The sequence below is a fragment of the Streptomyces sp. NPDC007983 genome (assembly GCF_042958345.1).
In the GTDB taxonomy this organism is placed as follows: Bacteria; Actinomycetota; Actinomycetes; order Streptomycetales; family Streptomycetaceae; genus Streptomyces.
Window position 1 is genome coordinate 441,491 of record NZ_JBIBJI010000008.1, and the last position, 25,338, is coordinate 466,828.

Here is a 25,338-nt window from a genome sequence, read left to right on the forward strand (position 1 = left end):
CCGTATCCCGTCAACCTCCCGATGACCGCCCGGCCATGACCGTCATGACGGAATTGGCCCATCGTCACAGCATGGGGCACATGAACAACATGGGCAGCGTGGGAAGCATGGACGACATGGATGACATGGATCTCATTCCGCGCGGCCCGGCCGACGACGACCCCAATCCGCTGAACCGGCTCTCCCTCGGCCGGCTGCGTCTCCGCACCAGTATGAAGTGGCGCACCTACCCGGACGACGTGCTGCCGCTGTGGGTGGCCGAGATGGACGTCCCGCTCGCCGAGCCGGTGGTGCGGGCGGTCACCGACGCGATGACCCTCGGCGACACCGGCTATCCGGCCGGTACGGCGTACGCCGAGGCGCTGGCGGGTTTCGCCCGGGAGCGCTGGGGCTGGGACGGGCTCGCCGTGGAGCGCACGGCGATCGTGCCCGATGTGATGCTGGGCGTCGTCGAGGCGCTCAAGCTGATCAGCGGCCCGGGGGACGCGGTGGTGGTCAACTGTCCCGTCTATCCGCCCTTCTACCCGTTCGTGGAGCATATGGACCGCCGGGTCGTGGAGGCGCCGCTGGGCGCGGACCTGCGGCTCGACCTCGCCGCGCTGGAGGACGCCTTCCGGCGGGCCGTCGCGGGCGGCCGGCGGGCCGCCTATCTGCTGTGCAGCCCGCACAATCCGACCGGAACCGTGCACACCGCCGAGGAGCTGGCCGCCGTCGCCGCGCTCGCCGGCCGCCATGGCGTACGGGTCGTGGCCGACGAGATCCACGCTCCCCTGGTCGCGCCGGGGACCACCTTCACCCCGTATCTGAGCGTGCCCGGCGCGGAGAGCGGGCTGTCGCTGATGTCGGCCTCCAAGGGGTGGAACCTCGCCGGGCTCAAGGCCGCGCTGGCCATCGCCGGGCCCGCCGCCGCCGAGGACCTGGCGCGCCTCCCCGAAGAGGTCGGCCACGGCCCCAGCCACATCGGCGTCATCGCCCACACCGCCGCGCTGCGCGAAGGCGGGGACTGGCTGGACGCCCTGCTGGGCGGGCTCGACCACAACCGCGGGCTGCTCACCGCTCTGCTGGCCCGGGACCTGCCCGGGGTCCGCTACCGGCCGGGCCCGGCGACCTTCCTCGCCTGGCTCGACTGCCGCGCCCTGGGCCTGGGGGACGACCCCGCCGCCGTCTTCCTCGACCGCGGCCGGGTGGCCCTCAACTCCGGACTGCCGTTCGGTACGGGCGGGGCGGGGCATGTCCGGCTCAACCTGGCCACCTCGCCGGAGCTGCTCGCCGAGGCGGTACGGCGGATGGCCGCCGCCCTCGCCTGAGCCCCGCCCGCCCCTGAGCCCCGCCTGGGCCCGAGCCCCGCCTGGGCCCGAGCCCCGCCTGGGCCCGAGCCACGCCTGGGCCCGAGCCACGCCTGGGCCCGAGCCACGCCCGGACCGGCCGTCAGCACGCCGTGCTGTACGGCCGGTCCGGGGACCCGTCGGCGTCAGCCGGTCACATCGGTGATCCACCAGGCCGCGGCGCTGCCCGGCAGCGTCCCCGGCGGGCAGGAGGTGCTGGCCAGAATCGGCGCGCCGGGGACCGGAGCCGGGACCGGGTGGTCGCTGAAGTTGATCGCGCACACCAGCCCGTCGCCCCGCATGAACGCCAGCACCTCGGGCGGCGACTCCATCCACACCAGTGGGCCCTCGCCCATCTGCGGAAGGCTGCGCCGCAGATACAGCCCCTCGCGGTACAGATGCCAGAACGAGTCGGTGTCGGCCAGGGCCCGGTCGGTGGCGTGTTCGGCGAACCACTCGGGCTGCGGCAGCCACGGCTGGGCCACCGCCTCGCCGGTGGTGAAGCCGAACGGCGAGGCGAGCCCCGACCACGGCAGCGGCACCCGGCAGCCGTCGCGGATGTGCTGACGGCTGCCGGTGCGGTGGAAGATGGGATCGGTCAGCACCTCGTCCGGCAGGTCGACCACCTCGGGCAGGCCCAGCTCCTCGCCCTGGTAGACGTACGCGGCGCCGGGCAGGGCCAGCATCAGCAGGGCGGCGGCGCGGGCCCGGGCCGGGCCGAGGCACTCCACCTCGCCGGTCGCCGGTTCGCCCGCGTACCGGGTGACGGTGCGGACCTGGTCGTGGTTGTTGAGGACCCAGGTGACGGTGGAGCCGGTGTCGGCGATGTCCCGCATCGCCTCGCTGATCACCTTGCGGAAGACGTCCGGGTTCCAGGGCGCGGTGAGCAGGTGGAAGAAGAAGGCCTGGTGGAGTTCGTCGGAACGCACGTACTTGGCCTGCTCAAGCGGCGTCGGCACGGAGACCTCGCCGACCAGGAGCCGGTCGTTCCCGTCGCGGGCCGCGTACTCGTCGCAGATGGCGCGCCAGCGGCGCCACTCCTCGTGGATCTCCGGCTGGTTCCAGGCGAGGGGATTGACGGAGTCGCGGGTGCGTTCGTCGATGGTGGGGTCGTCGGAGTCGGGCAGGTCGGGGTGTTTGAACAGGCCCGCGGCCACATCGATACGGAACCCGTCGACGCCCCGGTCGAGCCAGAACCGCAGCACCTCGTGGAAGTGCTCGCCGACCGACGGCTCGCGCCAGTTGAGGTCGGGCTGCTCGGGGGTGAAGAGGTGGAGGTACCACTGGCCGGGGGTGCCGTCGGGTTCGGTGACCCGGCTCCAGGCGGGGCCGCCGAACATGGCGTGCCAGTTGTTGGGCGGCAGTTCGCCGTCCGCGCCGCGGCCGTCGGCGAAGTGGAAGCGTGCCCGGGCGGGTCCGCCGGGTCCCTCGGCCAGGGCGGCGCGGAACCAGGCGTGTTCGCTGGAGCAGTGGTTGGGGACGATGTCCATGAGGACCTTCAGCCCGAGCCGGTGGGCATCGTGCACCAGCCGGTCGAACTCGTCCAGATCGCCGAAGATCGGGTCGACGTCGAGGTAGTCGGCGACGTCGTACCCGTGGTCGTGCTGCGGCGACGGGTAGAACGGGCTGAGCCAGATCCCGTCCACGCCCAGCTTCTTGAGGTACGGCAGCCCCAGCCGGGCCCCGGCGAGGTCGCCGATGCCGTCCCCGGTGCTGTCGAGGAAGCTGCGGAGGTAGATCTGGTAGATCACCGCGTCGCGCCACCAGGCGCGCGGTGAGCCCTCCGTGCGATGCGTGGAGGGGCGGGGCGCCGTGGTGGCCGTGGCGAGGCCCGATGCCTCGTCACTCGCCGGTATCGAGGTCGTCCGGCGCTCATCCGGGGCTGTCATGCGTCCATCCCATTACTGGTTCGTGCTGGCTCTTGCTGGTGCGATCGCCGACGTGGGGAGTCGGCAGGGCAGGGGCGGTCCGGCGCCATGTGGCAGGTTGTCGCGGATCGGCGCGATGGCCGGTCAGGTGCGGTGCGGACGGCGCTCGTCAGGCCCCGGGCCGGGTCTCAGATGCCGCGCGGGGCGGGGGCCTTGTGGTGAGCGGCCGGGCGGCCGGGGATCCGGCGGCTGAGGGCCTTGCGGCTCAGGGGCGCGGCCGGACGCGGCGCGTCGGCGGCCGGGGCGGGGGCGGCGTACGGTACCCCGGCGAGCATGTGGTGCCTCTGACTGCTCACGGACAGGCCCTCTCGTGCGGCACATCACCGTTGATGTATCGATAAAGCACAGTGTCATAGGATGGGGGTGAGCGGCAAGCGATCACGAGAAGCCGGAGCAAACCGGGAGAGCGGATGGCGACGCTGAAGGATGTGGCCCGCACGGCGGGGGTCTCGGTGATGAGCGTCTCCAACGTCCTCAACGACACCGGCCGTTTCTCCGCCACCATGCGCGAACGGGTCCTGCGGGCCGCCGAGGAGGTCGGTTACGCGGGCCCCGACCCGGCCGCCGCGTCGCTCCGGCGCGGACGCACCGGTACCGTCGGGGTGGTGCTGCCCCTCCCGCTGGAGACGGCGTTCGCCGATCCGGCCGCCACCGCGTTCCTGGAGGGCGTGGCCCGCGAGTTCCAGCGGCGCCGCACCACGATGACCCTGCTCGCCCTGCCGCCCGCCGTGGGACCGCTCGCCCGGCATGCCGCGGCCCCCGTCCAGCAGGTGGCCGACGCGCCGCTCGCGGCGCTGGAGAAGGCGGTGATCGACGCCGCGCTCCTGTACAGCGTGGAGGAGGATCACCCCGGTCTCGACATCCTGGTCAAGCGCGAACTGCCGGTGCTGGCCGTGGATTCGCCCGGCCATGACACCGGACGGGACCGTTTCGGCGGCGCCTGGGCCGGATTCGTCACCGTCGACGACTTCGGCGGCGCCCGGCGCGCCGCCCGCCATCTGGTCGGCCTCGGCCACCGGCGGGCCGTGATCCTGGTCGACAAGCTCGCCGTGCAGCCGCGGCTCGGCCCGGCGACCTGGCCCGAGGCGCTCTCCACCACCAGCGCGATCCTGCGCCGTCGGCTGCTGGGCTACCGCGACGCGTGGGCCGAGGCGGGGCTGCCGTTCGCGGACCTCACCGTCATCGAATGCGGCAGGAACGACATCGCGGCGATCCGCACGGCCGTCCACACCCTGCTCACCGCGCCGGGTCCGCGCCCCACCGCGCTGCTCGCCGTCTCCGACACCCTCGCGCTCGGCGCGTGCGCTGCCGCCCGGGATCACGGCCTCGCCGTGCCGGGCGACCTGGCCGTCATCGGCTACGACGACATTCCCGCGGCCGCCACCGCCGCCGTGCCGCTCACCACGGTCCATCAGCCGACCGTGGAGAAGGGCGAGTCGGCGGCCCGGCTGCTCCTCGACCACACCGACCACTACAGCGAGCACCGCCCCGATCCCCGCGCCGACCATGGGGCGTCCCCCGTCCCGCCCGCCCCCGTGGCCGGTGCGGCGCCGCCGGAACTCCCCACCCGTCTCGTCATCCGCGCCAGCACACCGGCCTGATCCGGAGCACTGCTGTTCGGATCGATCCCAGCGGATTCCGTACAACCATCCTTGGCACCCACATGTCACCTAGACGACGCAAAAAGCGTCCTAGGGTTACAAGGGGGAAATATGAAGATTTCGCGCTATGTTGCCGCGACCGCGGTCCTGGCTTCGGCCGTCGCGGGCACCGTGGTCCTGGCCCCGTCCGCCTCGGCGGCGGCCAGGGCCGCGTACAACGGGGCCTGCGGCAGCGGGTACAAGGTGGTGAACTCGGCGCCGGTCGGCTCCCAGGGCACCGTCTTCCTGACGTACAACTCCGCCAAGGGCAAGAACTGTGTCGTCACCGTCCGGAACTCGGCGGGGGCCGCGAAGAACATGTTCGCGTACCTCTACGTGAACGGCTCGGACGAGCCGCAGCAGGACAGCGGCCTGTACAAGTCCTACGCCGGTCCGATCTACGACACCGGGCGCGGGAAGTGCATCGACTGGGCCGGGGGCATCGACAACCAGGCGACCTACACCTACGGATCGAACTGCGGATCCCTCACCGCGCACCGGGTGACCAAGGGCTGGTAATCCGCGCGGCCCCGCACACCGCACCACCTGACGCACCGCCCGACGGGTCGCCGCCGCTGCCACTCAGCGGCGGCGACGCCGTGTCACGAACACCCCGGCGGCCGTCAGTACGGCGGCGGCCGAGCCACCCGCGACCAGCGGCATCGCGGTGCTGCCGCCACTGCTGCCGCTGTCATCGGCGCGCTCGGCGGTGCCGTCGGCGGGCACCAGCGCGCCGCCGTTCCTCGCCCCGGCGGAGAGCACCACGTCCGAGCAGGAGTAATACGTGTCCGGCGTACTGGAGTTGCGCCAGATCGTGTACAGGAGCTGACGGCCACGGCGGTCCGACGGCAGCTTCGCCTTGATGTGGTACGCCCCGTCGGTCAGCTCCGGGTCCTTCACCTTCGCGAACGGCTTGGCGTCGAGATCGGACCACTTCAGCGGGCGCGTCGGATCGTAGCCCCGCTTGGTCAGATACAGCTCGAAGGTCCCGGTGTGCGGAATCGTGGAGCTGTAGCCGAGCGTGAGAGCGGCCCCGGGGGCGAGCCGCGTCGAGGGCCAGTCCGCGCGCGGCAGATCCAGCCCCCGGTATCCGTCGAGGCCCGCGCTGCACAGCTTGCCGTCCGGGATCAGCTGCCGGTCCCTGCCGTTCACCCCGGCGACGCGCAGATTGTCCCACTCGCCGAACGCCGCGCCCCCGGCCGCCTTCGCCGCCGTGCAGGCCGCCGACCGCGCCTCCCGCCCGCCCTCCGGCGAGCAGGCCACCGTCCGGCTGACCGGATCCACCGGCGCCCCGTGGGCCAGGGCGGGCCCGGCGCCCACCACGGTGAGCAGGAGCGAGGCGGTTCCGGCGACGGCGGCCGAGGCGGCGATGCGATGCGCGGTCATGCCGGGGAGTACGAGGGGGAGGGGCGGTGCGTTCAACGGGCCGACGGTGGCGCGTTACTCGCCCAGCGCGTGCTCGGCTACTTGCCCAGCGCGCGCTCGAAGAGCGCCAGCAGCTCCCGCCAGTGCCGGTCCTCCGCGGCGGCGTCGTACATGGCGGTGTCGACCTGCGTGAACCCGTGGTGGGCGCCCTCGTACACCTCGCTGCGGTAGCGCACCCCGGCCGCGTCCATCGCCTGCTCCAGCACGGCGATCTGGTCCGCCGGGATCGACGGGTCCTGGTCGGCGTGGCCGAAGTACAGCTCCGCCGAGATCCGGTCGACGAGCCGGTGCGGGCTGTCCGGGGCGTCCGTGACCAGATGGCCGCCGTGGAAGCTGGCCGCGGCCGCGACCCGCTCGGGGTGGGCCGCCGCGGTGCGTACCGCCAGCACACCGCCCATGCAGTAGCCGACGCTGCCCACGGGCCCGTCCGTGACCAGAGGAGAGGCGGCCAGCCAGTCGAGGTACGCCCCGGCGTCCCGCATCGCCAGTTCGGGCGTGTGCGCCTTCATCAGCGGGCCGAGCCGGTCGAAGAGGTCCGACCGCCGCGAGGGGTCGATGAACTCCGGCAGCTCCACCACGGGCGCCCGCCCCGCGCGGTAGAGGACGTTGGGCACCAGCACGGTGTAGCCGTGCCCGGCGAGGCGCTTCGCCGCCTCCTCGACCGAGGCGCGCGGCCCGAACGCGTCCGGGTACATCAGGACGCCGGGATGCGGATTCCCGTCGTCGGGATGGGCCAGGTAGGCGTCGGCAATCCCGTCGGGGGTGGGGATGTCAAGGGAGGCGCCGTGCGCGGAAGCCATTGCCGCAACCTTCTCTCACGTCGTGGGGCAGCGCCGGTCACCATGGCCGGCGCGGCCCCACCGTACCGCCGCGGCTTCGGGGCCCCGTGGACCGGCTCCAGCGGCCTGACGGTACGACGGCGCGGAAGGGAATTGACCGAAGGCACCGACCAGGCGGTATGCCGATGATGCAATAGCGGGGGAGGCCCGGCCCCGGAGCGGAGCGGGCCTCATGATGCCGCGTCGAGCGGCACATCGCACGTCAGAGGTGGAGGAACGTCATGCACCCAGTCACCGGCTCCCGCACCGTCGGCCCCGCCGCCGGGCGCTCTGCCAGCCGACTGTCTGCCGACAGGGCCCGGGCGCTGCCCCGGATGCCCGCCGCCCGTCCGCCGATACGCTCGCGGGCCGACCCCGAGGCCATCGCGCTGCTGCACCGGACCGCCCGTGTCCTGATCGACGAACTGCCCCGGCTGACCGACGAGGTGGTCGCCCTGATGCGGGAGCGAGAACCCGTCTACCGCGCCGGTTCCCTCGATCCGCACGAGCTGTGGCGGGACGTCAACGACTCGCTGTCCAACAATGTGCGCTCCCTGCTGTACCCCAAGGAGACCCGGGAGACGGCCCGCTCCGTCTCCTGGCGGATCGGCGCCGACCGCGCGGCCCAGGGCCTCCCGCTGGACGCGCTGCTGCACGGCTTCCGCATCGGGTGCACCGTCGTCTGGGACGAGCTGGTGGAGACGGCCTCGCGGGAGGACCCGGTGGGCGCCCGGGGGCTGGTGCATGTGGCGGCCGACATCTGGAACTTCGTCGACGAGCACTGCACGCTCGTCGCCGAGGCGTACCACGAGGTCGGACGGCAGCTCGCCTGGCACCGCGAGAACCGGTTCCGCATCATCGTCGAGGCGCTGCTGGACGGCACCGCCCGGGTGAGCGACTTCCCGGAGGCGGAGGAGGTGCTGGGCCTGCCCGAGCAGGGGCGTTACGCGGTCGTGGCGATGGACCACTCGGGCTCCGGCCCCGCCGCGCCGCGCCCGCCGGAGGTCCACGGCGGCGGCCGTACGGTGTGGCACACGGGTGAGTCCACCGCCCACGCGATCGTCCTCCTCGGGGACGTCCACCCCCGGGAGGTGGCCCGCTCCCTCACCGTCCCGACCGGCGCCCGGGCCGGGGTCAGCCCCGCCGTCACGGGCCTGGCCTCCGTGAACGCGGCCCGCCTGCTCGCCGATACGGCGCTGCGCGCATGCCCCGCCACCGGCGAGGTGGCGCTGCTGGCGGAGCACTACCCGGAGGCCCTGGTGGTGTCCTCCCCGGACCTGGCCACCGCGCTCGCCGACCGCATGCTCGGGCCCGTCCTGGCGCTCGAACCCGCCGACCGGGACGTCCTGCTGAAGACCCTGACGGCCTGGCTGGACGCCGACGGGTCGGCGCGCGAGGCGGGGCGGGCCCTGTTCTGCCACCGCAACACGGTGCTCAACCGGCTGCGCCGCTACGAGCAACTGACCGGGCGTACGCTGCACCGCCCGCGCGACGTCGTCGAGTTGTCGCTCGCCCTCGCGGCACACGGACTGCTGTCGCCCTGACCGGGGGCGTGAGGCTCCGGTACAGACCTTTGCGGCCGGAAAGCCGGTAACGGCTTCGCATGACCAGGATGAGTGTGGGCGTGCACAACGGCCGCAAGTGGATCATGTGCCTCTGCCACGCGGTCCCTCGACGGGCTGTACGGCGGTCCCGGTGAGCTGCTGTCGTGGCGGTCCCGTCCACCCGTACCGGACGGATCCGCCACGAGGAGCACGACATGTCCGATCACGCATGGGGGCAGGCCACACAACCGCGCCCGGTGCGCACCGCCGAGGTCATGCCACCGCGGCCGCCGGAGGCGATGGGTCCCCGCCCCGGCCCGCACCCCGACTCCCGTCCGGACCACCCCGGTTTCCATCCGGACCACCCCGACTCCCGCTCCGGCCACCGTGGCGAGCGCCGGGCGCGGCGCTCCCCACGGTGGCGGCGGCCGTGGCCGTGGACGGCGCGGGCCGCGTGCGCCGCGCTGGCCTGCCATCTGGCCGCCGTGGTGGTCAACTGCACCGCGGGCGGGGGGATCGACGTCGGAGCGGGCGGCGGTTTCACGGTGGGCGCCCTGCTGGTAGGCGCCGACGCGGCGGTCCTGGTCACCGTTCTCGTCCGGGCCGAGCGACGCGCCCCCGCCGAGGACACCTACGAGAGGGAGCGATGAGCGGCGACTTCGAGCCCAGAACCCTGGCGTTCGTGCTGTTCGCCTGCTTTGTCGCCGTATCGTTCCTGCTCTGCATCCTGGCGGCCACCGACAGCGACGACCCCTCCGAGTTCTACGTCGGCACCGGCGCGCTCGGCCCCATGCAGAACGGCCTGGCCATCGCGGGCGACTACATCTCGGCCGCCACCGTCCTCAGCACCACCGGCACCATCGCCATCGCCGGATTCGACGGCGTCCTCATCACCATGTCCACCGTGGTCTCGATCCTGCTGTTCATGCTGGTGATGGCCGGGCCCCTGTGCGGACGCGACCGGTACACCCTGGGCGATGTGCTGTCCGAGCGGCTGAGCGAGCGCCCGGCCCGTATCGGCACCGCCGTCCTGGTGCTGGCGGTCACCATGCCGCTGCTCACCGTCCAGCTCAACGGCGCGGGCGACATGATGTCCCTGCTGATCGGCATCCCCGGCACCGCGTCGGTCACCGGCTGCACCATCTTCATCGGCTCCCTCATGGTCTGCTACGCCGCCCTCGGCGGGATGAAGGGCACCGGCTTCATCCAGATCCTCAAGACCGTCATCCTGCTGGGCGCGTTCATCCTGCTCGCCGTGCTGGTCGTCAAGCGCTTCGACTGGAACCCGGCGAGCCTCTTCGGCGCTGCGGCCGACAAGAGCGGCTACGGCGACGCCTTCTGGGAGTCCGGCCGCCAGTTCGGCGACTCCTTCACCGGCAAGCTGGACGTCATCAGCGTCCAGCTCACCCTGGCCGTCGGCGCGGCCTGCCTGCCGCACATCACCATGCGGCTCCACCCGATCCGCGGCGCCCGCGCCGCCCGCGCCGCCACGACCTGGGCCGTCGGCGCCGTCGCCGCGCTGGGCGCGCTGATCGTCGTCGTCGGCGCCGGCGCCACGGCCATCGTCGGGCTCCCGGCGCTGCGCGCCGCCGACCCCACCGGCACCAACTCCCTGCTGCTGCTCACCCGCGCGCTCGACCCCGACGCCGCGGCCCACCGCAGCCTGCTGTTCACCCTCATCGCCTGCGCGGTCGTCATCACCACACTCGCGGCCGTCGCGGGGCTCACCCTCGCCGCCGCGGCCTCCCTCGCCCACGATGTGCTGGCCAAGGTCGTGCTCCCGGAACGGCTCTCCCCGGTCCGTGAACTCGCCGCGGCCCGCGCGGCGATCGTGTGCGTCGGCGTGGTGGCCGTCGCCCTCGCGCTCGTGACGCAGCACTGGAACCGCCAGGTCCTGATCTCCTTCACCTTCACGGCCGCCGCCTCCGCGCTGCTGCCGGTCCTGCTGTACGGGACGATGTGGCGCGGTTTCACGGTGGCCGGAATGCGCTGGGCGATGTACGGCGGCCTCGGGCTGACCCTCCTCACGATCGTGTTCTCCCCGGCCGTCTCGGGCGGCGCCCTCGCGGTCTTCCCCGACCGCGACTTCCACTGGTTCCCGCTGCGCAACCCGGGCCTGATCACCATCCCGGTGGGCTTCCTGCTGGGCTGGGCCGGCTCCCGCCTCGGCGGGCGGCCGCACCTCGAGGACCCCTCGCCACCTGGGACGCAGGGCGGGGATGCGAGGATTTCGCGCCATGGACGAACTGATAGATCTGCTCCCCGTCGAGTCCGTGCGGCTCGACGCGAGGGCGGCGGACTGGCGTGAGGCGATAGCGATCGCCGGCGGACTCATGGTGGAAGCGGGCCGCACCACCGCCGAGTACACCGCCGAGATGATCGCGAGCGTCGAGGAGAACGGGCCGTACATCGTCGTCGCGCCCGGCGTGGCGTTCGCCCACGCCCGGCCCTCTCCCGCCGTACACGCGACCGGCATGTCCTGGGTGCGCCTGGCCGAACCCGTCGCGTTCGGCCACGAGACCAACGACCCGGTCACCCTGGTCGTGGCCCTCGCCGCCACCGACTCCGGCGCGCACACCTCCGCGATGGCGAGCCTGGCCCGGCTGCTCGGCGACCCCGGCGCAACGGCGGCCCTCGCCGCGGCGCCCACCCCCGAGGCGCTGCGCGCCGTACTGGGCGGCGACGACGAACGGCCCGCCCCCGCCGCCGGGAAGCCCACGGCGGCCGGGCCCTCGCTGCACAAGATCCTCACGGTGTGCGGCAACGGCGTGGGCACGAGCCTCTTCCTCAAGAACACCCTGGAGCAGGTGCTGGACCGCTGGGGGTGGTCGGCGTACGTCACCGTGGAGGCCACCGACACCATCTCCGCGAAGGGCAAGGCGTCCGAGGCCGTGGCCCTGCTCACCTCCCGCGAGATCGCCCGGACCCTGGGCGATGTGGGACGGCCGGTGAAGGTGGTTCAGGACTTCACGAGCACCGCGGAGGTCGACGCGGTGCTCCGGGACACGTACGACGTCTGACCGAGCTGACGGGAACAGTGGAAGAATCATGGGCTGGCTCGTAACACCCGCGAAGTTTCTCGTGAACGAGATCCTGAGCGAACCCGCGTATCTGATCGGCATCATCACCGCCATCGGGCTCATCGCGATGAAGAAGACAACCGGGCAGATCATCGGCGGTGCCATCAAGGCGACCCTCGGCTTTCTGCTCATCGGAGCGGGCGCGGGGCTGGTCACCAACTCCCTCGCCCCGCTGGGCACGATGATCCAGGGCGTCACCGGCGCGCACGGCGTGATCCCGACCAACGAGGCCATCGTCGGCATCGCCCAGGCACAGTTCGGGTCGCGCGTCGCCTGGCTGATGATCCTGGGCTTCGTGGTCAGCCTGCTGCTGGCCCGGTTCACGCCGCTGCGCTATGTATTCCTGACCGGACACCACATGCTGTTCATGGCCACCCTGCTGACCGTGGTGCTGGCGGGCGCCGGCCAGTCCACCGTCGTCGTGGTGGCGGTCGGCGGCGTGCTGCTCGGCATCATGCTGGTGGCCATGCCCGCCTTCGCCCACCCCTGGACCAAGCGGGTCACAGGGAACGACACCGTCGCCATCGGCCACTTCGGCACGGCCGGTTACGTGGTGGCGGGCGCGGCCGGGAAGGTGGTCGGCAAGCGCAGCCGCAGCACCGAGGAGATGAAGCTCCCCGAGGGACTGCGCTTCCTGCGCGACTCGATGGTGGCCACCGCCCTGTCCATGCTGTTCATTTATGTGGTGATGGCGGTGCTCTTCCTCCTCAAGGCGGGGCAGAAGACGGCCTTCGAGGCGTTCGCCACCGGCACCGGAACAGCGGCCACGGACACCGGCAACTATGTGATGCAGTCGGTGATGCAGGGCCTGCAGTTCGGCATCGCCGTCGCGGTCATCCTCTTCGGTGTGCGGACAATCCTCGGCGAACTCGTGCCCGCCTTCCAGGGCATCGCGAGCAAGGTCGTGCCGGGCGCGCTGCCCGCCCTGGACGCCCCGATCGTCTTCCCGTACGCGCAGAACGCCGTGCTCATCGGCTTCCTCTCCAGCTTCACCGGCGGCCTGGTCAGCCTGGCGCTGCTCACCTGGGTGTTCAACCCGGCGTTCGGGCTCGCGCTGGTCCTGCCGGGCCTGGTGCCGCACTTCTTCACCGGCGGCGCGGCGGGCGTCTACGGCAACGCCACCGGCGGCCGGCGCGGTGCCGCCGTGGGGGCGTTCCTCAACGGTGTGCTCATCACCTTCCTGCCCGCCCTGCTGCTCAAGGTGCTCGGCGCGTTCGGGCAGCAGAACACCACCTTCGGCGACGCCGACTTCGGCTGGCTCGGCGCGCTCATCGGCAACGCGGGCAAGGCCGGTGGCGGTGTGGGGATCGCCCTCATCCTGCTCATCGGCCTGGCGGTGCTGGGCGCCGCCGTCCTGGTGCAGAAGCGCGTGGTCGACACGGGCTGGGACCCGGGCGCCGCCCGCGATGCCCTGATGCCCAGGGACACGGCGGCCGCGGACGCGGGGGCGGTGGCGGACGCCCCGGGCCGGAGCGCGTCGTACCCGAAGATCGCCCCGCCCGCGGGCGCCCCCGCACCCCCGCCACCGCCCCGGTGACACCCGGCGGCTACCCGCCGACGTACTCCCGCAGATGCGTGGCGGTCAGCGACGTACCGGAGGCCACGAGGTCGGCGGGCGTCCCGGTGAACACCACCCGGCCGCCGTCATGGCCCGCCCCCGGGCCCAGGTCGACGATCCAGTCCGCGTGCGCCATCACCGCCTGGTGATGCTCGATGACGACGACCGTGTTGCCGTCGTCCACCAGCCGGTCGAGCAGCGCCAGCAACTGGTCCACATCGGCCAGATGCAGCCCGGTCGTCGGCTCGTCCAGTACGTACGTCGTGCCGTTCCTCGCCATGTGGATGGCGAGCTTGAGCCGCTGCCGCTCACCACCGGACAGGGTGGTGAGCGGCTGGCCGAGCCCGAGATAGCCGAGACCCACCGCCATCAGCCGGTCCAGGATCACCCGCGGCTGCCCGGTGGTGAAGAACTCCCGCGCCTCGGCCACCGACATGGCGAGCACGTCGCCGATGCTGCGCCCGCGCAGCCGGTACGCCAGCACCTCCGCCTTGAACCGCCTGCCCTCGCACTCCTCGCACACCGACGCCACCTCGGCCATCATCGCGAGATCGGTGTAGGTCAGGCCGATGCCCTTGCAACGGGGGCACGCCCCCTCTGAGTTGGCGCTGAACAGCCCCGGCTTCACCCCGTTGGCCCGGGCGAACGCCGACCGGATCGGGTCCAGCAGCCCCGTGTACGTGGCAGGGTTGCTGCGGCGTGAGCCACGGATCGCCGACTGGTCGGCGACGATCACCCCGTCGCGTCCGCCGAGCGACCCATGGATCAGGGAACTCTTGCCGGACCCGGCGACCCCGGTGACGACGGTGAGCACCCCGAGGGGGATGTCCACATCGACGTCCCGCAGATTGTGCAGCCGGGCACCGGTGATCGGCAGGTGCCCGCGGGGCTTCCGCACCTTGTCGCGCGGGCTCACCCGGTGGCCGAGGTAGTCGCCCGTCAGGGTGCCCGAGGCCCGCAGGCCGGCCAGATCGCCCGCGTAGGTGATCTGCCCGCCCGCCGCACCGGCCCCGGGGCCCAGATCCACCACATGGTCGGCGATCTGGATCGTCTCGGGCTTGTGCTCCACCACCAGCACCGTGTTGCCCTTGTCGCGCAGCTGGAGCAGCAGGGTGTTCATCCGCCGGATGTCATGCGGATGCAGTCCGACGGTGGGCTCGTCGAAGACGTACGTCACGTCCGACAGACTCGAACCGAGGTGGCGGACCATCCGCACCCGCTGCGCCTCGCCACCGGAGAGCGTGCCGGACTCCCGGTCCAGGCTCAGATATCCGAGACCGATCTCCACCAGCGAGTCCAGTGTGCCGCGCAGGGTTTCCAGGACCGGCCCGACCGCGTCGTCCCGGATGCCCCGGACGAACGCGGCCAAGTCGCTGATCTGCATGGCTGAGCACTCCGGCAGGGTGCGGCCGCCGACCGCGCAGGACCGGGCGGCCTCGTTCAGCCGGGAGCCGTCACACTCGGGACAGCGGGCGAGCGCGACCGCCCGGTCCGCGAACGCGCGCGCCTGCGGCTGCATCGCCTCCCGGTCCTTGGCCAGGTACAGCCGCCGGACCTTGGTGACCAGCCCCTCGTAGGTCAGGTTGTTCTTCCCCACCTTGATCTTGGTGGCGGGCTTGTGCAGGAAGTCCTCCCACTGCTCCGGGGTGTAGGCCCCGAGCCGGGCATCGGGGTCGAAAAGGCCGGAGTGCGCAAAGAGCTGCCAGTACCACGAGTCCACCCCGAATCCGGGGACGGTGATCGCCCCCTGGTTCAACGACCGCTCCCGGTCGACCAGTTGGCCGATGTCGATCTCCGATACCCGGCCCAGCCCCTCACACCGCGGGCACATGCCCTCGGCCGTGTTGAAGCTGAAGGCAAGCGGCGGGCCCACATACGGGGTGCCGATCCGGCTGAAGAGGATCCGCAGCATGGTGTGGGCGTCGGTGGCGGTGCCCACGGTGGAACGGGAGTTGGTGCCCATCCGCTCCTGGTCGACGACGATCGCGGCGCTGAGATTGCGCAGCGCGTCGACGTCCGGGCGGCCGAGCGTCGGCATGAAGTTCTGCACGAACGCCGTGTAGGTCTCGTTGATCAGCCGCTGTGACTCCGCGGCGACCGTGTCGAAGACGAGCGAGGACTTCCCGGACCCGGAGACTCCGGTGAAGACGGTGAGCCGCCGCTTGGGTATGTCGAGGGAGACGCCCCGCAGATTGTTCTCCCTGGCCCCGCGGACCTGGATCACATCGTGGCCGTCCGCGGCGTGGTGGTGTCGTACATCGTCGCTGTCGCTGACATCCATGCCTTCAAGTGTTTCATTGAAGTGTCGCGTAGAGACTTTTCACCATCCGGTGCCGCCTTGACGGGCAGTGAGGGTGGAAAACCCTCAACTCGCCCTGAAACAAGCGCGGGTAGGCTCACCCCATGAGCCGCACTGAAACACCGCTGCGCCCCATCGATCTGGCGCGCTCGGCCGGAGTCTCGACCCAGCAGATCCGCAACTACGTCGACGCGGGGATCCTGCCCCCGGCGCCCCGCACCCCGGCCGGCTACCGCAGGCTCGACACCCGCCACCGCCGGGCGCTGGTCACCTACGACGCGCTCGTCCCGGGGTACGGACAGCAGACGGCCCGGGAGGTCATGCGGGCGGTGCACGCCGGGGACGTACCCCTGGCGCTCAGCCTCGTGGACGCCGCCCACGCGGCCGTGCACGACCAGCGACTGTCGCTGCGGGCCGCGGGCGAGGCGCTCGAAGCGGTCGCCGGGCAGACCCCCGAGGCCCTGGACGTACCGCGGGGCGGCCTGCGCATCGGCGAAGTGGCCGCGTACCTCGGCGTCCGCACCTCCGCGCTCAGGGTGTGGGAGTCGGCCGGGCTGCTGGTCCCGAAGCGGGAGCGCGGCACCCGGTACCGCACCTTCGGCCCGGCCGACGTCCGGGACGCCCGGATGATCCATATGCTGCGGCAGGACCGCTACCCGCTGGACCGGATCCGGCCCGTCCTGGAGGGGCTGCGCCGCACCGGCAGCAGCGCCGCCCTGCGCGAGGCCGTCGCCGAGCGCCGGGAGGGGCTGACCCGGCGCACCACGGCCATGCTCGAAGGCGCCGGCCGGCTGCACGCGTATCTCACCGGAAAACAGTGCGCCGAGGAGCGATGAGTTTGCCGCGCGCCGCCGGTCGGTAAAGGTAAACACTCCCACCAGCAGGAGGCACCGATGGCCAGCGACGGTTTCACCACATGCCTGTGGTTCGACGGCCGGGCCGAAGAGGCGGCGCAGCACTACGTCTCGATCTTCAAGGACGGCAAGCTCGGCCGGACCGTCCGCCACACCGAGGCCGGCCCCGGCACCCCCGGCTCGGTGCTGACCGTGGACTTCGAGATCAACGGCCAGAAGTTCGTCGGGCTCAACGGCGGGCCGGAGTTCACCTTCAACGAGGCCATCTCCTTCCAGATCCACTGCGCCGACCAGGAGGAGGTCGACTACTACTGGGACCGGCTCCTGGAGGGCGGCGGCCAGGAGGTCGCGTGTGGCTGGGTGAAGGACAAGTTCGGGGTGTCCTGGCAGGTCGTCCCCGAGGTCCTCACGGAGATGATCGCCGACTCCGACCCGGCGAAGGCGAAGCGCGCCATGGAGGCCATGATGTCGATGGTCAAGTTCGACATCGCCGCACTGCGGAAGGCGTACGCGGGGGAGTAGACGGCCACCGGCCGCACCCGCCCCTTCCCCCGCACTCGGGACAGGGGCGGGCCGGACTCCTCGCGACTACGGGCGCGCCAGGTCCCCCGGGTCGGTGTTGGCCCCGCACAGCAGCACCGCCACCTTCTCGCCCGGCCGGGTCTCGTACGCCCTCGACCGCACCGCCGCCAGCGCCGTCGCCGCGGCGTGCTCCACCGCGATCCGGCGGTCGTCCCACAGCGCCTGCCGCGCCGAGACGATCGCCTGATCGGACACGAGCACCGACCGCACCCCGTCCTCGCGCGCCCACTCCAGCGCCATCGGCGCCGCGCGCCGCGCCCCCAGCGAGTCCGCCGCGACCGAATCCACGGGCACGTCGACCACCTCCCCGGCCTCCAGCGCCGCGTTGAGCGCGCGGGAGCCGCGCGGCTCCACGGCCACCACCCGGACGCCGTGCTCCAGCGCGGACGCCGCGACCCCGGTGAACAGCCCGCCGCCCCCGACCGACACGACCACCGTGTCCAGGTCCGGGCGGCACCGCAGAATCTCCTCCATCACGGTGCCCGCACCGGCCGCGATCAGCGGATGGTCGTAGGCGTGCGACTCCAGCGCGCCGGTCTCGGCGGCGTACGCGCGGGAGGCGTCCAGCGCCTCGGCGTACTCCCGGCCGACCTGGCGCACATCCGCCCCGAGTGCCCGCAGCCTGCCGACCTTGACCGCGGGTGCCGTCTCGGGCACGAACACCGTGGCTGTCACGGAGTGCCGAGCCGCCGCCCAGGCGCAGGCCAGCCCGGCGTTGCCGCCGGAGGCGATGACGACACCCGCGTCCGGAACGGAGCCCGCCTCGACGTGGCTGCCGATGAAATTGAACGCCCCGCGCGCCTTGAAGGATCCGGTGTGCTGCAGGAATTCCAGTGCCAGCCAGCCCTCGGCGCCGCCGAAGGCTCCCTCGTCCACCGGGGCGAGCGCGATGGGCCGAAGGTGCCCCGCGACGCGCCGCCCCGCGGCCTGTACATCTTGATGAGTAACCACGCGATACACTGTAACAACCACTGTTACACCCTGATCCTTGAGAAGAAGACCGGGGGAAAAAGGCCCGTGGGAAAGAAGCGCCCGTGAGGAAGAAGCGCCCGTGAGGAAGAAGCGGACCACCGCGGCCGAGCCACCCGCCCTGGACACCATCGCGGTGGCGGCCCTGTCGGTCATCGACGAGGAGGGCCCCGAGGCCCTGAGCTTCCGGGCGGTGGCACAGCGCCTCGACGTCTCGCACGCCACGGTCTTCCGCCGCTGCGGCGACTTCGACGGACTGCTGAACGCCTGCGCCGACCACGTGGCCACGCTGCTGCCCCACGTACCGCGGGACACCGACTGGGCCGACGCCACCGAGGCCCGCTTCACCGCGCTCTACGAGGTGCTGATCCGGCACCCGGGGCTGGCGGCGCTGCGCGCGGGCCGCTCCTGGTTCGACCCACAGCTGCTGAGCCGCCTGGTGGAGCCACAGCTCGCCCAGAGCATCGCCGCCGGGATGACACCGGCGGCGGCCGTCCAGGTATACCGCCGGCTGTATCTGCTCACCCTCGGCGCCGTCGCCTTCGTCGACCACCGCGACGAGAAGCGGGCCCTGGCCACGGCGCGTACGGCGCTCGCCGCGCTGGATCCCGAGGAGTTCCCGGTGCTGACGCGGCAGCTGGACGTGGTGCTGCCCGCCATGACCGACCACCGCGTCTATTACGACGCGCTGCGCCAGCTGATCCGCGCCGCGGCTCCGCCCGCCGAACACCTCGGCTGAGACGTCCTCAGCCGAGCGCCCCCAGCCATGCGATCAGCAGCCGGTTGACCTCTTCCGCGCGCTCCTGCTGCACCCAGTGGCCGCAGCCGTCGAGGAGATGCGAGGACACCAGGCCGGGGAGGGTGGTGGGGTAGGCGGCGATGGCGTCGGCCAGCCAGCCGAGCGAGGCGTCCCGCTCCCCGGCCAGGAACAGCGAGGGCTGGGTGAGCGGTGCCCCGTCCCACGCGGCGAGATCCTCCCAGTCGCGGTCGGCGTTGCGGTAGCGATTCAGCGCCCCGGTCAGCCCGGTCCGCTCGAACTCCGCCGCGCACGCGTCGAGGTCGGCCTCGGTGAGCCAGGCGGGCCGCGGGCCGTCCGGGAAGCGGTCCCGCATCCGCCCGCCCCGCGGGATGAAGAAGGGGCTGCCGCCGTCGGGGGAGGGTGCCGTGTCGCCCGAGAGCGCGGCGTAGAACCCGGCGAGCCAGCCGCGCACATCGGGCTCGATCTCCGCCTCGGCCCGCCCGGGCTGCTGGAAATAGCCGACGTAGAACTCCTCGTCCCCGCCGATCCGCGCGAAGATCTCGCTGGGCCGTGGACCGCCCCGGGGCGCGTACGGCACGCCGAGCAGCCCCACGGCGGTGAAGACATCGGGCCTGAGCAGCGCGGAGTTCGCGGCGATGGGGGAGCCCCAGTCGTGGCCCACGACCACGGCGGTCTCCTCGCCGAGGGCGCGGACCACGCCGACGTTGTCGGCGACATGGGCGAGCATGCGGTACGCCGCCACGTCGTGGGGCTTGGAGGAGCGGCCGTAGCCGCGTACGTCGAGGGCCACCGCGCGATACCCGGCCGCGGCGAGCGCGGGGAGCTGATGGCGCCAGGAGCGCCACGTCTCGGGGAAGCCGTGGATCAGGAGGACCAGGGGGCCGGAGCCCTCCTCCACCACATGGATACGGGCATCCGGAACGTCGACCAGCCGGTGGTGCATGGATCCTCCCTGAGCCGCCGGGGCCCGGCGGCCCCGCAACGCCACGATCATGCGATGGCGGCCGGGGAGAAGCGGAGGGAAATTGCCGGTCCGGCAAAAAGCCCTCCCGGTGGGCCGTCGCCACGGCCCACCGGGAGGGCGTGGGTCACAGCGTCTGCTCCAGGCGGCCGGCCATCAGCTTGATGAAGCGCGAGGGGTCGCTCAGTTCCCCGCCCTCGGCGAGCAGGGCCATCCCGTAGAGGAGTTCGGCCGTCTCCGCGAGGCCGGAGTCCATCGGGCGCTCACCGTGGGCCGCGCGCAACCCGCTGACCAGCGGATGCGTGGGGTTCAGCTCCAGGATGCGCTTGATCTGGGGCACGTTCTGCCCCATCGCGCGGTAGATGTTCTCCAGGGCCGGAGTGACATCGTGGGTGTCGCCGACGATGCAGGCCGGGGAGGTGGTGAGGCGGGAGGACAGCCGCACCTCCTTGACCTGCTCGCTCAGCGTCGTCGTCATCCAGGACAGCAGATCGGCGAAGTCCTTCTTCTGCTGCTCGCGCTCGGGCCCGCCCTCGCTCGACTCGTCCTCGTCGTCGAGGTCGACCTGCCCCTTGGCGACCGACCGCAGCTGCTTGCCCTCGAACTCGGGGACGGCGTCGACCCACAGCTCGTCGATGGGGTCGGTGAGGACCAGTACCTCGTACCCCTTGGCCTGGAACGCCTCCATATGGGGCGAATTCTCCACGATCGAGCGGGACTCGCCCGTCATGTAGTAGATGTGCTCCTGCCCGTCCTTCATGCGCTCCACGTACTGCCGGAGCGTGGTCGGCTGCTCCGCGTCATGCGTCGAGCCGAACGAGGAGACCTCCAGGATCGCGTCCCGGTTCTCGAAATCGCCCAGCAGACCTTCCTTGAGGACGCGGCCGAACTCCTTCCAGAAGGTCGCGTACCGCTCGGCGTTGTCGGACATCATGTCCTTCACCGTCGACAGCACCTTCTTGACCAGCCGGCGGCGCATCAGCTGAATCTGGCGGTCCTGCTGGAGGGCCTCGCGCGAGACATTCAGTGAAAGGTCCGCGGCGTCGACGACACCCTTGACGAAGCGCAGATATTCCGGCATCAGCGCTTCGCAGTCGTCCATGATGAAGACGCGCTTGACGTAGAGCTGCACACCCCGCTTACGGTCCTGCATATACAGGTCCTGCGGTGCGCGGGAGGGAATGAACAGCAGCGACTGGTATTCGAAGGTGCCCTCCGCCTGCATGCGGATGGTTTCGAGCGGGTTGTTCCAGTCGTGGCTGATGTGCTTGTAGAACTCGTTGTATTCGTCGTCGGTGACCTCGCCCCGGGGGCGGGCCCACAACGCCTTCATCGAGTTGATCGTCTCGAGTTCGGGTGTGCCGTCGTCTTCGGAGGTGCTGTCGTCCTCGGACGTGCTGGTGGCGCTTTCCCCGGCCATGCGGATCGGCCAGGTGATGAAGTCCGAGTACCGCTTGACGATTTCCCGGATCTTCCACGGGGAGGCGTAGTCGTAGAGGTGGTCCTCGGTGTCCTCGGGCTTGAGCCGCAGCGTGACCGCGGTGCCCTGGGGCGCGTCCTCGACCGGCTCGATGGTGTACGTGCCCTCGCCGCTGGACACCCAGCGGGTGCCCTGGCTCTCGCCCGCGCGCCGGGACAGCAGCGTCACCTCGTCGGCGACCATGAAGCTGGAGTAGAAGCCCACCCCGAACTGCCCGATGAGGTCCTGCGATGCCGCCGCGTCCTGCGACTCCTTCAGCTCCTTGAGGAATTTCGCGGTGCCGGAGTTCGCGATCGTGCCGATGAGCTGCACCACGTCATCGTGCGACATGCCGATGCCGTTGTCGCGCACGGTCAGCGTGCGCTGCTCCTTGTCGACCTCCAGCGCGATATGCAGATCGGAGGTGTCCGCCTCCAGGTCCCCGTCCCGGAGGGATTCCAGCCGCAGCTTGTCCAGGGCGTCGGAGGCGTTGGAGATGAGCTCCCGCAGAAAGACATCCTTGTTCGAGTAGATCGAATGGATCATCAGCTGCAAGAGCTGGCGCGCCTCGACCTGAAACTCGAATGTCTCTACCCCTGTAGTCACCAGATTCCCCTCATGCGATAAGTGTGCGACGCCTTCAAGTCCGGTGCGTCGCCCGGATCTTATCGAAGAGGGAGGTCACTGCGCGTGGTGGTCCGGTGCCTTCGCGCTGTTTGCGTGGCCCGACGGCCGGAGCCCCGGGCCGCGCGGTTGTCGTTGTCGTATCCGAAGACCCGCTGGGGGTGAGGCGGTACGGACTCCTCGTCACTCGCTCTGCTGGTGCGGGTGGGAGTCCTGGCCGGGACGCAGCCGACTCCAGTCGAGGGCCTCGGCGGCCTCCCGCTGAATCTCCTCGGCCGCTTCCCGCGCCTCGGCGGGAACGTCGCCCTGTTCCGCTATGAGACTGTCGTAGATCGGGGACAGGTCGCCCTTGTTCGCGGTGGTCATGCTGAGGTACTTCCTTCGTGCCGTGGTGCAGGTGTGCCACCCGAGCCTAACCTCCGGTTTCCCTTGTCGCGAGGACGCATATCACCGTCGTCCCGCGGGTCCGGTTGCGTGAATATTGTGTGATGGCCGGGCGGAGGCCGTCACGCGGTGGGCGGGGGCACGGCTCGGCGGCCGTGCCCCCGCCCACCAGCGTCAAGGGCTCAGTGCGGAGTGTCCGCGGGCTCCAGGACGAAGACGGGGATCTCGCGCGTGGTCTTCTCCTGGTAGTCGGCGTAGTCCGGGAACGCCTCGACCGCGCGCCGCCACCACAGCGCCTTCTCCTCGCCGGTGACCTCGCGGGCGATCATGTCCCACACCGCCGGCCCGTCGCGCAGCTCGACGCGGGGGTCGGCCAGCACGTTGTGGTACCAGACGGGGTGCTTGGGGGCGCCGCCGAGCGAGGCCACCGCCGCGTACCTGCCCTCGTGCTCCACCCGCATCAGCGGAGTCTTGCGGATCTTCCCGCTCTTCGCTCCGCGCGTGGTCAGCACGATGACGGGCATGTCCCGCATCGTCGTGCCCCGGGTGCCACCGGAACTCTCGATCAGCTCGACCTGATCGCGCACCCACTGGGTCGGGCTCGGCTCGTACTCGCCTTGAATCGGCATGTCATCCGTCCCCATCGTCGTCGACAAAGATGTCCGCACCGCATAACGCCCCGGGCCCACGCGATCATCCCGGGGGATCGGGCGGAAACAGGGCGGGCGATCACGAGACGGTGTGCAGCCGGTGGAGGGCGTGGTTACGGGCCCTCGGCACGGCCGCCGCGGGGAGCGGCTGCGCGCCGAGCGCGGCCAGCCGGTCCAGCAGGATCCCCTCGCGCAGGGCCCAGGGACAGATGGTGACCCGTTGCACGTCCAGCACCTCCATGGCGGCCTCGGCCACGATCGCCCCGGCGAGCGACTGATGGGCCCGGGACGCGGAGATGCCCGGCAGCCGGGCGCGCTCGGCATCGGATCTGGCCGCCAGCCGGGGAATCCATTGCCGCAGATCGGAGCGGGTCAGGGTGGCGCGGCCGGGTGCCCCGGCCGTCGGCCTGGGGGCTCCGGCGAGCCGCGCGAGCTGGGCGAAGGTCTTCGACGTGGCGATCGCGGAGGTGGGGACCGGCTGGTCGCGCAGGTCGACCGTGGCCTCCGTGAGAACGGCACGCACATACTGGCGCAACCGCGCCACGTCCCGCTTGTGCACCGGCGCCTCGTCGGGCAGGTGGTGGCGGGTGAGCCGGCCGGCCCCGAGCGGCAGCGAGAGCGCCACGGCGGGTTCCGTACGGCTGCCGCAGGCCAGCTCCATCGAGCCGCCGCCGATGTCGAGCAGCAGCATCTGCCCGGCCGACCAGCCGTGCCAGCCGCGCGCGGCCAGGAAGGTCAGGCGGGCCTCTTCCTCACCGCTGAAGAAGCGCACCCGGATTCCGGTCGCGTTCTCGATCGCGGCGAGAACGGCCGTCCGGTTGGCCGCGTCACGCACCGCGGAGGTCGCCAAGGGAACCAGGTCGTCGACGTGGTACGCCGCAGCGACCGCTTCGCTCTCGGTCACGGCGCCGACCAGACGCCCGATGGCGTCCTGGCTGATCACGCCTTGGTGGTCGGTCGCCTCGGCCAGATGGACCGACTGCTTGAGCGTGGTCACCGGCTCGGGCGGTCCGCCCGGAACGAGGTCGGCGATTTTCAGATGAACGGCACGTGAACCTATGTCGAGCACTGCAAGGCGCATGCCTGCTCAGTGCCCGAGTTGCGGGACTTTACGCCGCGAGGGGGCGCTGCTGGGGGGTGGAGGAGGGTGCGGGGGATTCCTTTTCGCCGTTCCGCTCCGCCGTACCCGGGGACGTGGTGTTGCGACGTCCACTGGAGAACGTCAGATCCGGTACGTCGACCACGGGCGGCAGATCGGGCGTGAGCAAGGTTTGCTCGTTTGTGTCCATGAAGCGATGGGTACCCCCGCGCATCGCGCTCATCCGCGGCGGAGTGGATTCTTCTCTGCGATACCGGTCACATTCGGACTATAGCGAGCGGGAAGTGATCGATTTCATGCAGAAAAGTGTGCCAAGCAGCCCGGGCACAACGGCCGGATCGCGCCGGTGCTGAGCCCGAAGCTGCTAGCGGGTGCCTGATGCCGGTATGCGGCTCACCGGCTAATCGGCCGGAGACGTCTCCCTGGCCGTGTGGCCGCCGGTGGCAACGACCGTCGAGCCCGCCGGGCGCGGACGGCGGCGGGCGACCCCGACCCCGGCCAGGCACAGGGCGCCGCCCGCGAGCGTCAGCGCGCCCGGCACCTCGTCCAGCGCCAGCCAGGACATCAGCACCACCAGGGCCGGTACCACATAGGTGGTGGCGCCCATCCGGCCCGCGGTCGTGCGGGCCAGGGCGAAGGCCCAGGTGGTGAAGGCGAGCGCGGTCGGGAACAGCCCCAGATAGACCATGTTGAGCGTCGCGGACAGCGGGGCGCGCGCAGCCTCCGACACCAGCGTCCCGGCGAAGGGCAGACAGGTCACCGTCCCGATCAGACAGCCGAACGTGGTCACCTGGAGCGCCCCGCCGTGCCGCAGCGCCGGCTTCTGGGAGACGACACCGCTCGCGTACGACACCGCGGCCACCACGCACAGCAGCACACCGAGGACGGACGCGCCGCCCGAACCGGACATCGAGACCCCCACGACGACCGCGCCGCAGAAGGACACCGCCATCCCCCACAGCAGCGGCCGCGGCAGCCCCTCGCCCAGCAGCTTGGCGCTCAGCAGCGCGATGAGGATCGGGCCGATGTTGACCACCATCGCCGCCGTGCCCGCGTCGACCAGCCGCTCACCCCAGTTGAGCGCCATCATGTAGACGCCGAACCACAGGAAACCCGAGCAGGCGATCCCCGGCCAGGCGGCGCGGGGCGGCCACCCGACCCGCCGTATCAGGCTGATCGCGCTCAGCGCCACCGACCCGGCGAGCAGTCTCCCCAGCGCCAGGGCGCCGGGCGAATAGGCCGAGCCCGCGCTGCGGATGGAAACGAAGGCCGAGGCCCACAAGACGACGGTGACGGCTGCCGCCGCCACGGCGGGCCATTCCCTTGGGTAACCGGTGTCCGGCGCTTTGGTCATGACGCCGACACTATGCCGCGCTCAT

Annotated in this window: 24 protein-coding genes; 11 read left to right on the plus strand and 13 right to left on the minus strand. The window is 71.6% G+C overall.

Annotation, left to right across the window (positions count from 1 at the left end; all coding sequences use genetic code 11):
* Positions 1–125: 125 nt before the first annotated feature.
* Positions 126–1,307, plus strand: coding sequence for an aminotransferase class I/II-fold pyridoxal phosphate-dependent enzyme (locus ACFZCY_RS26495; protein WP_391178327.1), 1,182 nt, complete (start codon positions 126–128; stop codon positions 1,305–1,307).
* Positions 1,308–1,471: 164 nt separating this feature from the next.
* Here ACFZCY_RS26495 and ACFZCY_RS26500 read toward each other — a convergent pair whose 3' ends face one another.
* Together ACFZCY_RS26500 and ACFZCY_RS26505 are read right to left on the minus strand one after the other, a co-directional pair.
* Positions 1,472–3,214 (minus strand): alpha-amylase family glycosyl hydrolase, encoded by a 1,743-nt coding sequence (locus ACFZCY_RS26500; RefSeq protein WP_391178186.1) that lies wholly within the window; start codon positions 3,212–3,214, stop codon positions 1,472–1,474.
* Between the two features lie 167 nt (positions 3,215–3,381).
* A complete protein-coding gene (locus tag ACFZCY_RS26505; protein WP_391178189.1) occupies positions 3,382–3,549 on the minus strand; it encodes a hypothetical protein in 168 nt (55 codons plus the stop codon).
* 114 nt (positions 3,550–3,663) lie between these two features.
* On the opposite strand from ACFZCY_RS26505, the gene ACFZCY_RS26510 reads away from it, so the two are divergent.
* On the plus strand, positions 3,664–4,854 hold the full coding sequence (locus ACFZCY_RS26510; protein WP_391178192.1) for a substrate-binding domain-containing protein: 1,191 nt from the start codon (positions 3,664–3,666) through the stop codon (positions 4,852–4,854).
* A gap of 111 nt (positions 4,855–4,965) precedes the next feature.
* Positions 4,966–5,412 carry a spore-associated protein A gene (locus tag ACFZCY_RS26515; protein ID WP_391178196.1) on the plus strand — a complete coding sequence of 149 codons (447 nt, stop codon included), beginning with the start codon at positions 4,966–4,968 and terminating at the stop codon, positions 5,410–5,412.
* 63 nt (positions 5,413–5,475) lie between these two features.
* Here ACFZCY_RS26515 and ACFZCY_RS26520 read toward each other — a convergent pair whose 3' ends face one another.
* Both ACFZCY_RS26520 and ACFZCY_RS26525 read right to left on the minus strand, forming a co-directional pair.
* Positions 5,476–6,279, minus strand: coding sequence for a lytic polysaccharide monooxygenase (locus ACFZCY_RS26520; RefSeq protein ID WP_391178330.1), 804 nt, complete (start codon positions 6,277–6,279; stop codon positions 5,476–5,478).
* 77 nt (positions 6,280–6,356) lie between these two features.
* Positions 6,357–7,118 (minus strand): dienelactone hydrolase family protein, encoded by a 762-nt coding sequence (locus ACFZCY_RS26525; RefSeq protein ID WP_391178199.1) that lies wholly within the window; start codon positions 7,116–7,118, stop codon positions 6,357–6,359.
* Between the two features lie 260 nt (positions 7,119–7,378).
* Here ACFZCY_RS26525 and ACFZCY_RS26530 point away from each other — a divergent pair, with 260 nt between their 5' ends.
* The 5 genes from ACFZCY_RS26530 to ACFZCY_RS26550 all read left to right on the plus strand — a co-directional run bounded on the left by ACFZCY_RS26530 (position 7,379) and on the right by ACFZCY_RS26550 (position 13,297).
* Complete coding sequence (locus tag ACFZCY_RS26530; protein ID WP_391178202.1) at positions 7,379–8,680, plus strand: helix-turn-helix domain-containing protein; 1,302 nt, start codon at positions 7,379–7,381, stop codon at positions 8,678–8,680.
* Between the two features lie 215 nt (positions 8,681–8,895).
* Positions 8,896–9,330: a hypothetical protein gene (locus ACFZCY_RS26535; protein WP_391178206.1), complete on the plus strand. Its 435-nt coding sequence runs from the start codon at positions 8,896–8,898 to the stop codon at positions 9,328–9,330.
* Entirely contained in the window at positions 9,327–10,988 is a 1,662-nt protein-coding gene (locus ACFZCY_RS26540; protein WP_391178208.1) for a cation acetate symporter, read from the plus strand. The genes ACFZCY_RS26535 and ACFZCY_RS26540 overlap by 4 nt, the downstream gene beginning before the upstream one ends.
* Positions 10,918–11,700 (plus strand): PTS sugar transporter subunit IIA, encoded by a 783-nt coding sequence (locus ACFZCY_RS26545; protein WP_391178212.1) that lies wholly within the window; start codon positions 10,918–10,920, stop codon positions 11,698–11,700. The genes ACFZCY_RS26540 and ACFZCY_RS26545 overlap by 71 nt, the downstream gene beginning before the upstream one ends.
* A 28-nt stretch (positions 11,701–11,728) precedes the next feature.
* Positions 11,729–13,297 carry a PTS ascorbate transporter subunit IIC gene (locus ACFZCY_RS26550; RefSeq protein WP_391178216.1) on the plus strand — a complete coding sequence of 523 codons (1,569 nt, stop codon included), beginning with the start codon at positions 11,729–11,731 and terminating at the stop codon, positions 13,295–13,297.
* Positions 13,298–13,307: 10 nt separating this feature from the next.
* Here the strand turns inward: ACFZCY_RS26550 and ACFZCY_RS26555 are convergent, their stop codons facing one another.
* Positions 13,308–15,599, minus strand: coding sequence for an ATP-binding cassette domain-containing protein (locus ACFZCY_RS26555; protein ID WP_391178219.1), 2,292 nt, complete (start codon positions 15,597–15,599; stop codon positions 13,308–13,310).
* Positions 15,600–15,721: 122 nt separating this feature from the next.
* Here ACFZCY_RS26555 and ACFZCY_RS26560 point away from each other — a divergent pair, with 122 nt between their 5' ends.
* A complete protein-coding gene (locus ACFZCY_RS26560; protein WP_391178221.1) occupies positions 15,722–16,453 on the plus strand; it encodes a MerR family transcriptional regulator in 732 nt (243 codons plus the stop codon).
* A gap of 57 nt (positions 16,454–16,510) precedes the next feature.
* Positions 16,511–16,993 (plus strand): VOC family protein, encoded by a 483-nt coding sequence (locus ACFZCY_RS26565; protein WP_391178224.1) that lies wholly within the window; start codon positions 16,511–16,513, stop codon positions 16,991–16,993.
* A gap of 66 nt (positions 16,994–17,059) precedes the next feature.
* Here the strand turns inward: ACFZCY_RS26565 and ACFZCY_RS26570 are convergent, their stop codons facing one another.
* Positions 17,060–18,004, minus strand: a complete 945-nt coding sequence (locus ACFZCY_RS26570) for a serine/threonine dehydratase (protein ID WP_391178226.1) — start codon at positions 18,002–18,004, stop codon at positions 17,060–17,062.
* 100 nt (positions 18,005–18,104) lie between these two features.
* Between ACFZCY_RS26570 and ACFZCY_RS26575 the strand changes: the two genes are divergently transcribed.
* Positions 18,105–18,761: a TetR/AcrR family transcriptional regulator C-terminal domain-containing protein gene (locus ACFZCY_RS26575; RefSeq protein ID WP_391178229.1), complete on the plus strand. Its 657-nt coding sequence runs from the start codon at positions 18,105–18,107 to the stop codon at positions 18,759–18,761.
* Between the two features lie 7 nt (positions 18,762–18,768).
* Here the strand turns inward: ACFZCY_RS26575 and ACFZCY_RS26580 are convergent, their stop codons facing one another.
* From ACFZCY_RS26580 to ACFZCY_RS26610, 7 genes are all read right to left on the minus strand, one after another.
* Positions 18,769–19,725, minus strand: a complete 957-nt coding sequence (locus ACFZCY_RS26580) for an alpha/beta fold hydrolase (RefSeq protein WP_391178233.1) — start codon at positions 19,723–19,725, stop codon at positions 18,769–18,771.
* 145 nt (positions 19,726–19,870) lie between these two features.
* Positions 19,871–21,808 carry a molecular chaperone HtpG gene (htpG, locus tag ACFZCY_RS26585; protein WP_391178237.1) on the minus strand — a complete coding sequence of 646 codons (1,938 nt, stop codon included), beginning with the start codon at positions 21,806–21,808 and terminating at the stop codon, positions 19,871–19,873.
* A gap of 201 nt (positions 21,809–22,009) precedes the next feature.
* Positions 22,010–22,192 (minus strand): hypothetical protein, encoded by a 183-nt coding sequence (locus tag ACFZCY_RS26590; RefSeq protein ID WP_391178240.1) that lies wholly within the window; start codon positions 22,190–22,192, stop codon positions 22,010–22,012.
* A 200-nt stretch (positions 22,193–22,392) separates the two neighbouring features.
* Positions 22,393–22,839 carry a nitroreductase/quinone reductase family protein gene (locus ACFZCY_RS26595; protein WP_391178242.1) on the minus strand — a complete coding sequence of 149 codons (447 nt, stop codon included), beginning with the start codon at positions 22,837–22,839 and terminating at the stop codon, positions 22,393–22,395.
* A 100-nt stretch (positions 22,840–22,939) separates the two neighbouring features.
* Positions 22,940–23,941: a Ppx/GppA phosphatase family protein gene (locus tag ACFZCY_RS26600; RefSeq protein WP_391178245.1), complete on the minus strand. Its 1,002-nt coding sequence runs from the start codon at positions 23,939–23,941 to the stop codon at positions 22,940–22,942.
* Positions 23,942–23,969: 28 nt separating this feature from the next.
* Positions 23,970–24,149 (minus strand): hypothetical protein, encoded by a 180-nt coding sequence (locus tag ACFZCY_RS26605; protein ID WP_391178248.1) that lies wholly within the window; start codon positions 24,147–24,149, stop codon positions 23,970–23,972.
* 210 nt (positions 24,150–24,359) lie between these two features.
* Positions 24,360–25,313: an EamA family transporter gene (locus ACFZCY_RS26610; RefSeq protein WP_391178252.1), complete on the minus strand. Its 954-nt coding sequence runs from the start codon at positions 25,311–25,313 to the stop codon at positions 24,360–24,362.
* Positions 25,314–25,338 lie beyond the last annotated feature (25 nt).

Bases quoted from the DNA above. Each gene is read 5' to 3' on its own strand.
- ACFZCY_RS26530 (WP_391178202.1), top strand. From the start codon at position 7,379: ATGCACCCAGTCACCGGCTCCCGCACCGTCGGCCCCGCCGCCGGGCGC.
- ACFZCY_RS26510 (WP_391178192.1), top strand. From the start codon at position 3,664: ATGGCGACGCTGAAGGATGTGGCCCGCACGGCGGGGGTCTCGGTGATG.
- ACFZCY_RS26590 (WP_391178240.1), bottom strand. From the start codon at position 22,192: ATGACCACCGCGAACAAGGGCGACCTGTCCCCGATCTACGACAGTCTC.
- ACFZCY_RS26495 (WP_391178327.1), top strand. From the start codon at position 126: ATGGATCTCATTCCGCGCGGCCCGGCCGACGACGACCCCAATCCGCTG.
- ACFZCY_RS26540 (WP_391178208.1), top strand. From the start codon at position 9,327: ATGAGCGGCGACTTCGAGCCCAGAACCCTGGCGTTCGTGCTGTTCGCC.
- ACFZCY_RS26580 (WP_391178233.1), bottom strand. From the start codon at position 19,725: ATGCACCACCGGCTGGTCGACGTTCCGGATGCCCGTATCCATGTGGTG.
- ACFZCY_RS26550 (WP_391178216.1), top strand. From the start codon at position 11,729: ATGGGCTGGCTCGTAACACCCGCGAAGTTTCTCGTGAACGAGATCCTG.
- ACFZCY_RS26605 (WP_391178248.1), bottom strand. From the start codon at position 24,149: ATGGACACAAACGAGCAAACCTTGCTCACGCCCGATCTGCCGCCCGTG.
- ACFZCY_RS26555 (WP_391178219.1), bottom strand. From the start codon at position 15,599: ATGGATGTCAGCGACAGCGACGATGTACGACACCACCACGCCGCGGAC.
- ACFZCY_RS26545 (WP_391178212.1), top strand. From the start codon at position 10,918: ATGGACGAACTGATAGATCTGCTCCCCGTCGAGTCCGTGCGGCTCGAC.
- ACFZCY_RS26535 (WP_391178206.1), top strand. From the start codon at position 8,896: ATGTCCGATCACGCATGGGGGCAGGCCACACAACCGCGCCCGGTGCGC.
- ACFZCY_RS26515 (WP_391178196.1), top strand. From the start codon at position 4,966: ATGAAGATTTCGCGCTATGTTGCCGCGACCGCGGTCCTGGCTTCGGCC.
- ACFZCY_RS26520 (WP_391178330.1), bottom strand. From the start codon at position 6,279: ATGACCGCGCATCGCATCGCCGCCTCGGCCGCCGTCGCCGGAACCGCC.
- ACFZCY_RS26600 (WP_391178245.1), bottom strand. From the start codon at position 23,941: ATGCGCCTTGCAGTGCTCGACATAGGTTCACGTGCCGTTCATCTGAAA.
- ACFZCY_RS26595 (WP_391178242.1), bottom strand. From the start codon at position 22,839: ATGCCGATTCAAGGCGAGTACGAGCCGAGCCCGACCCAGTGGGTGCGC.
- ACFZCY_RS26565 (WP_391178224.1), top strand. From the start codon at position 16,511: ATGGCCAGCGACGGTTTCACCACATGCCTGTGGTTCGACGGCCGGGCC.
- ACFZCY_RS26560 (WP_391178221.1), top strand. From the start codon at position 15,722: ATGAGCCGCACTGAAACACCGCTGCGCCCCATCGATCTGGCGCGCTCG.
- ACFZCY_RS26500 (WP_391178186.1), bottom strand. From the start codon at position 3,214: ATGACAGCCCCGGATGAGCGCCGGACGACCTCGATACCGGCGAGTGAC.
- ACFZCY_RS26610 (WP_391178252.1), bottom strand. From the start codon at position 25,313: ATGACCAAAGCGCCGGACACCGGTTACCCAAGGGAATGGCCCGCCGTG.
- ACFZCY_RS26525 (WP_391178199.1), bottom strand. From the start codon at position 7,118: ATGGCTTCCGCGCACGGCGCCTCCCTTGACATCCCCACCCCCGACGGG.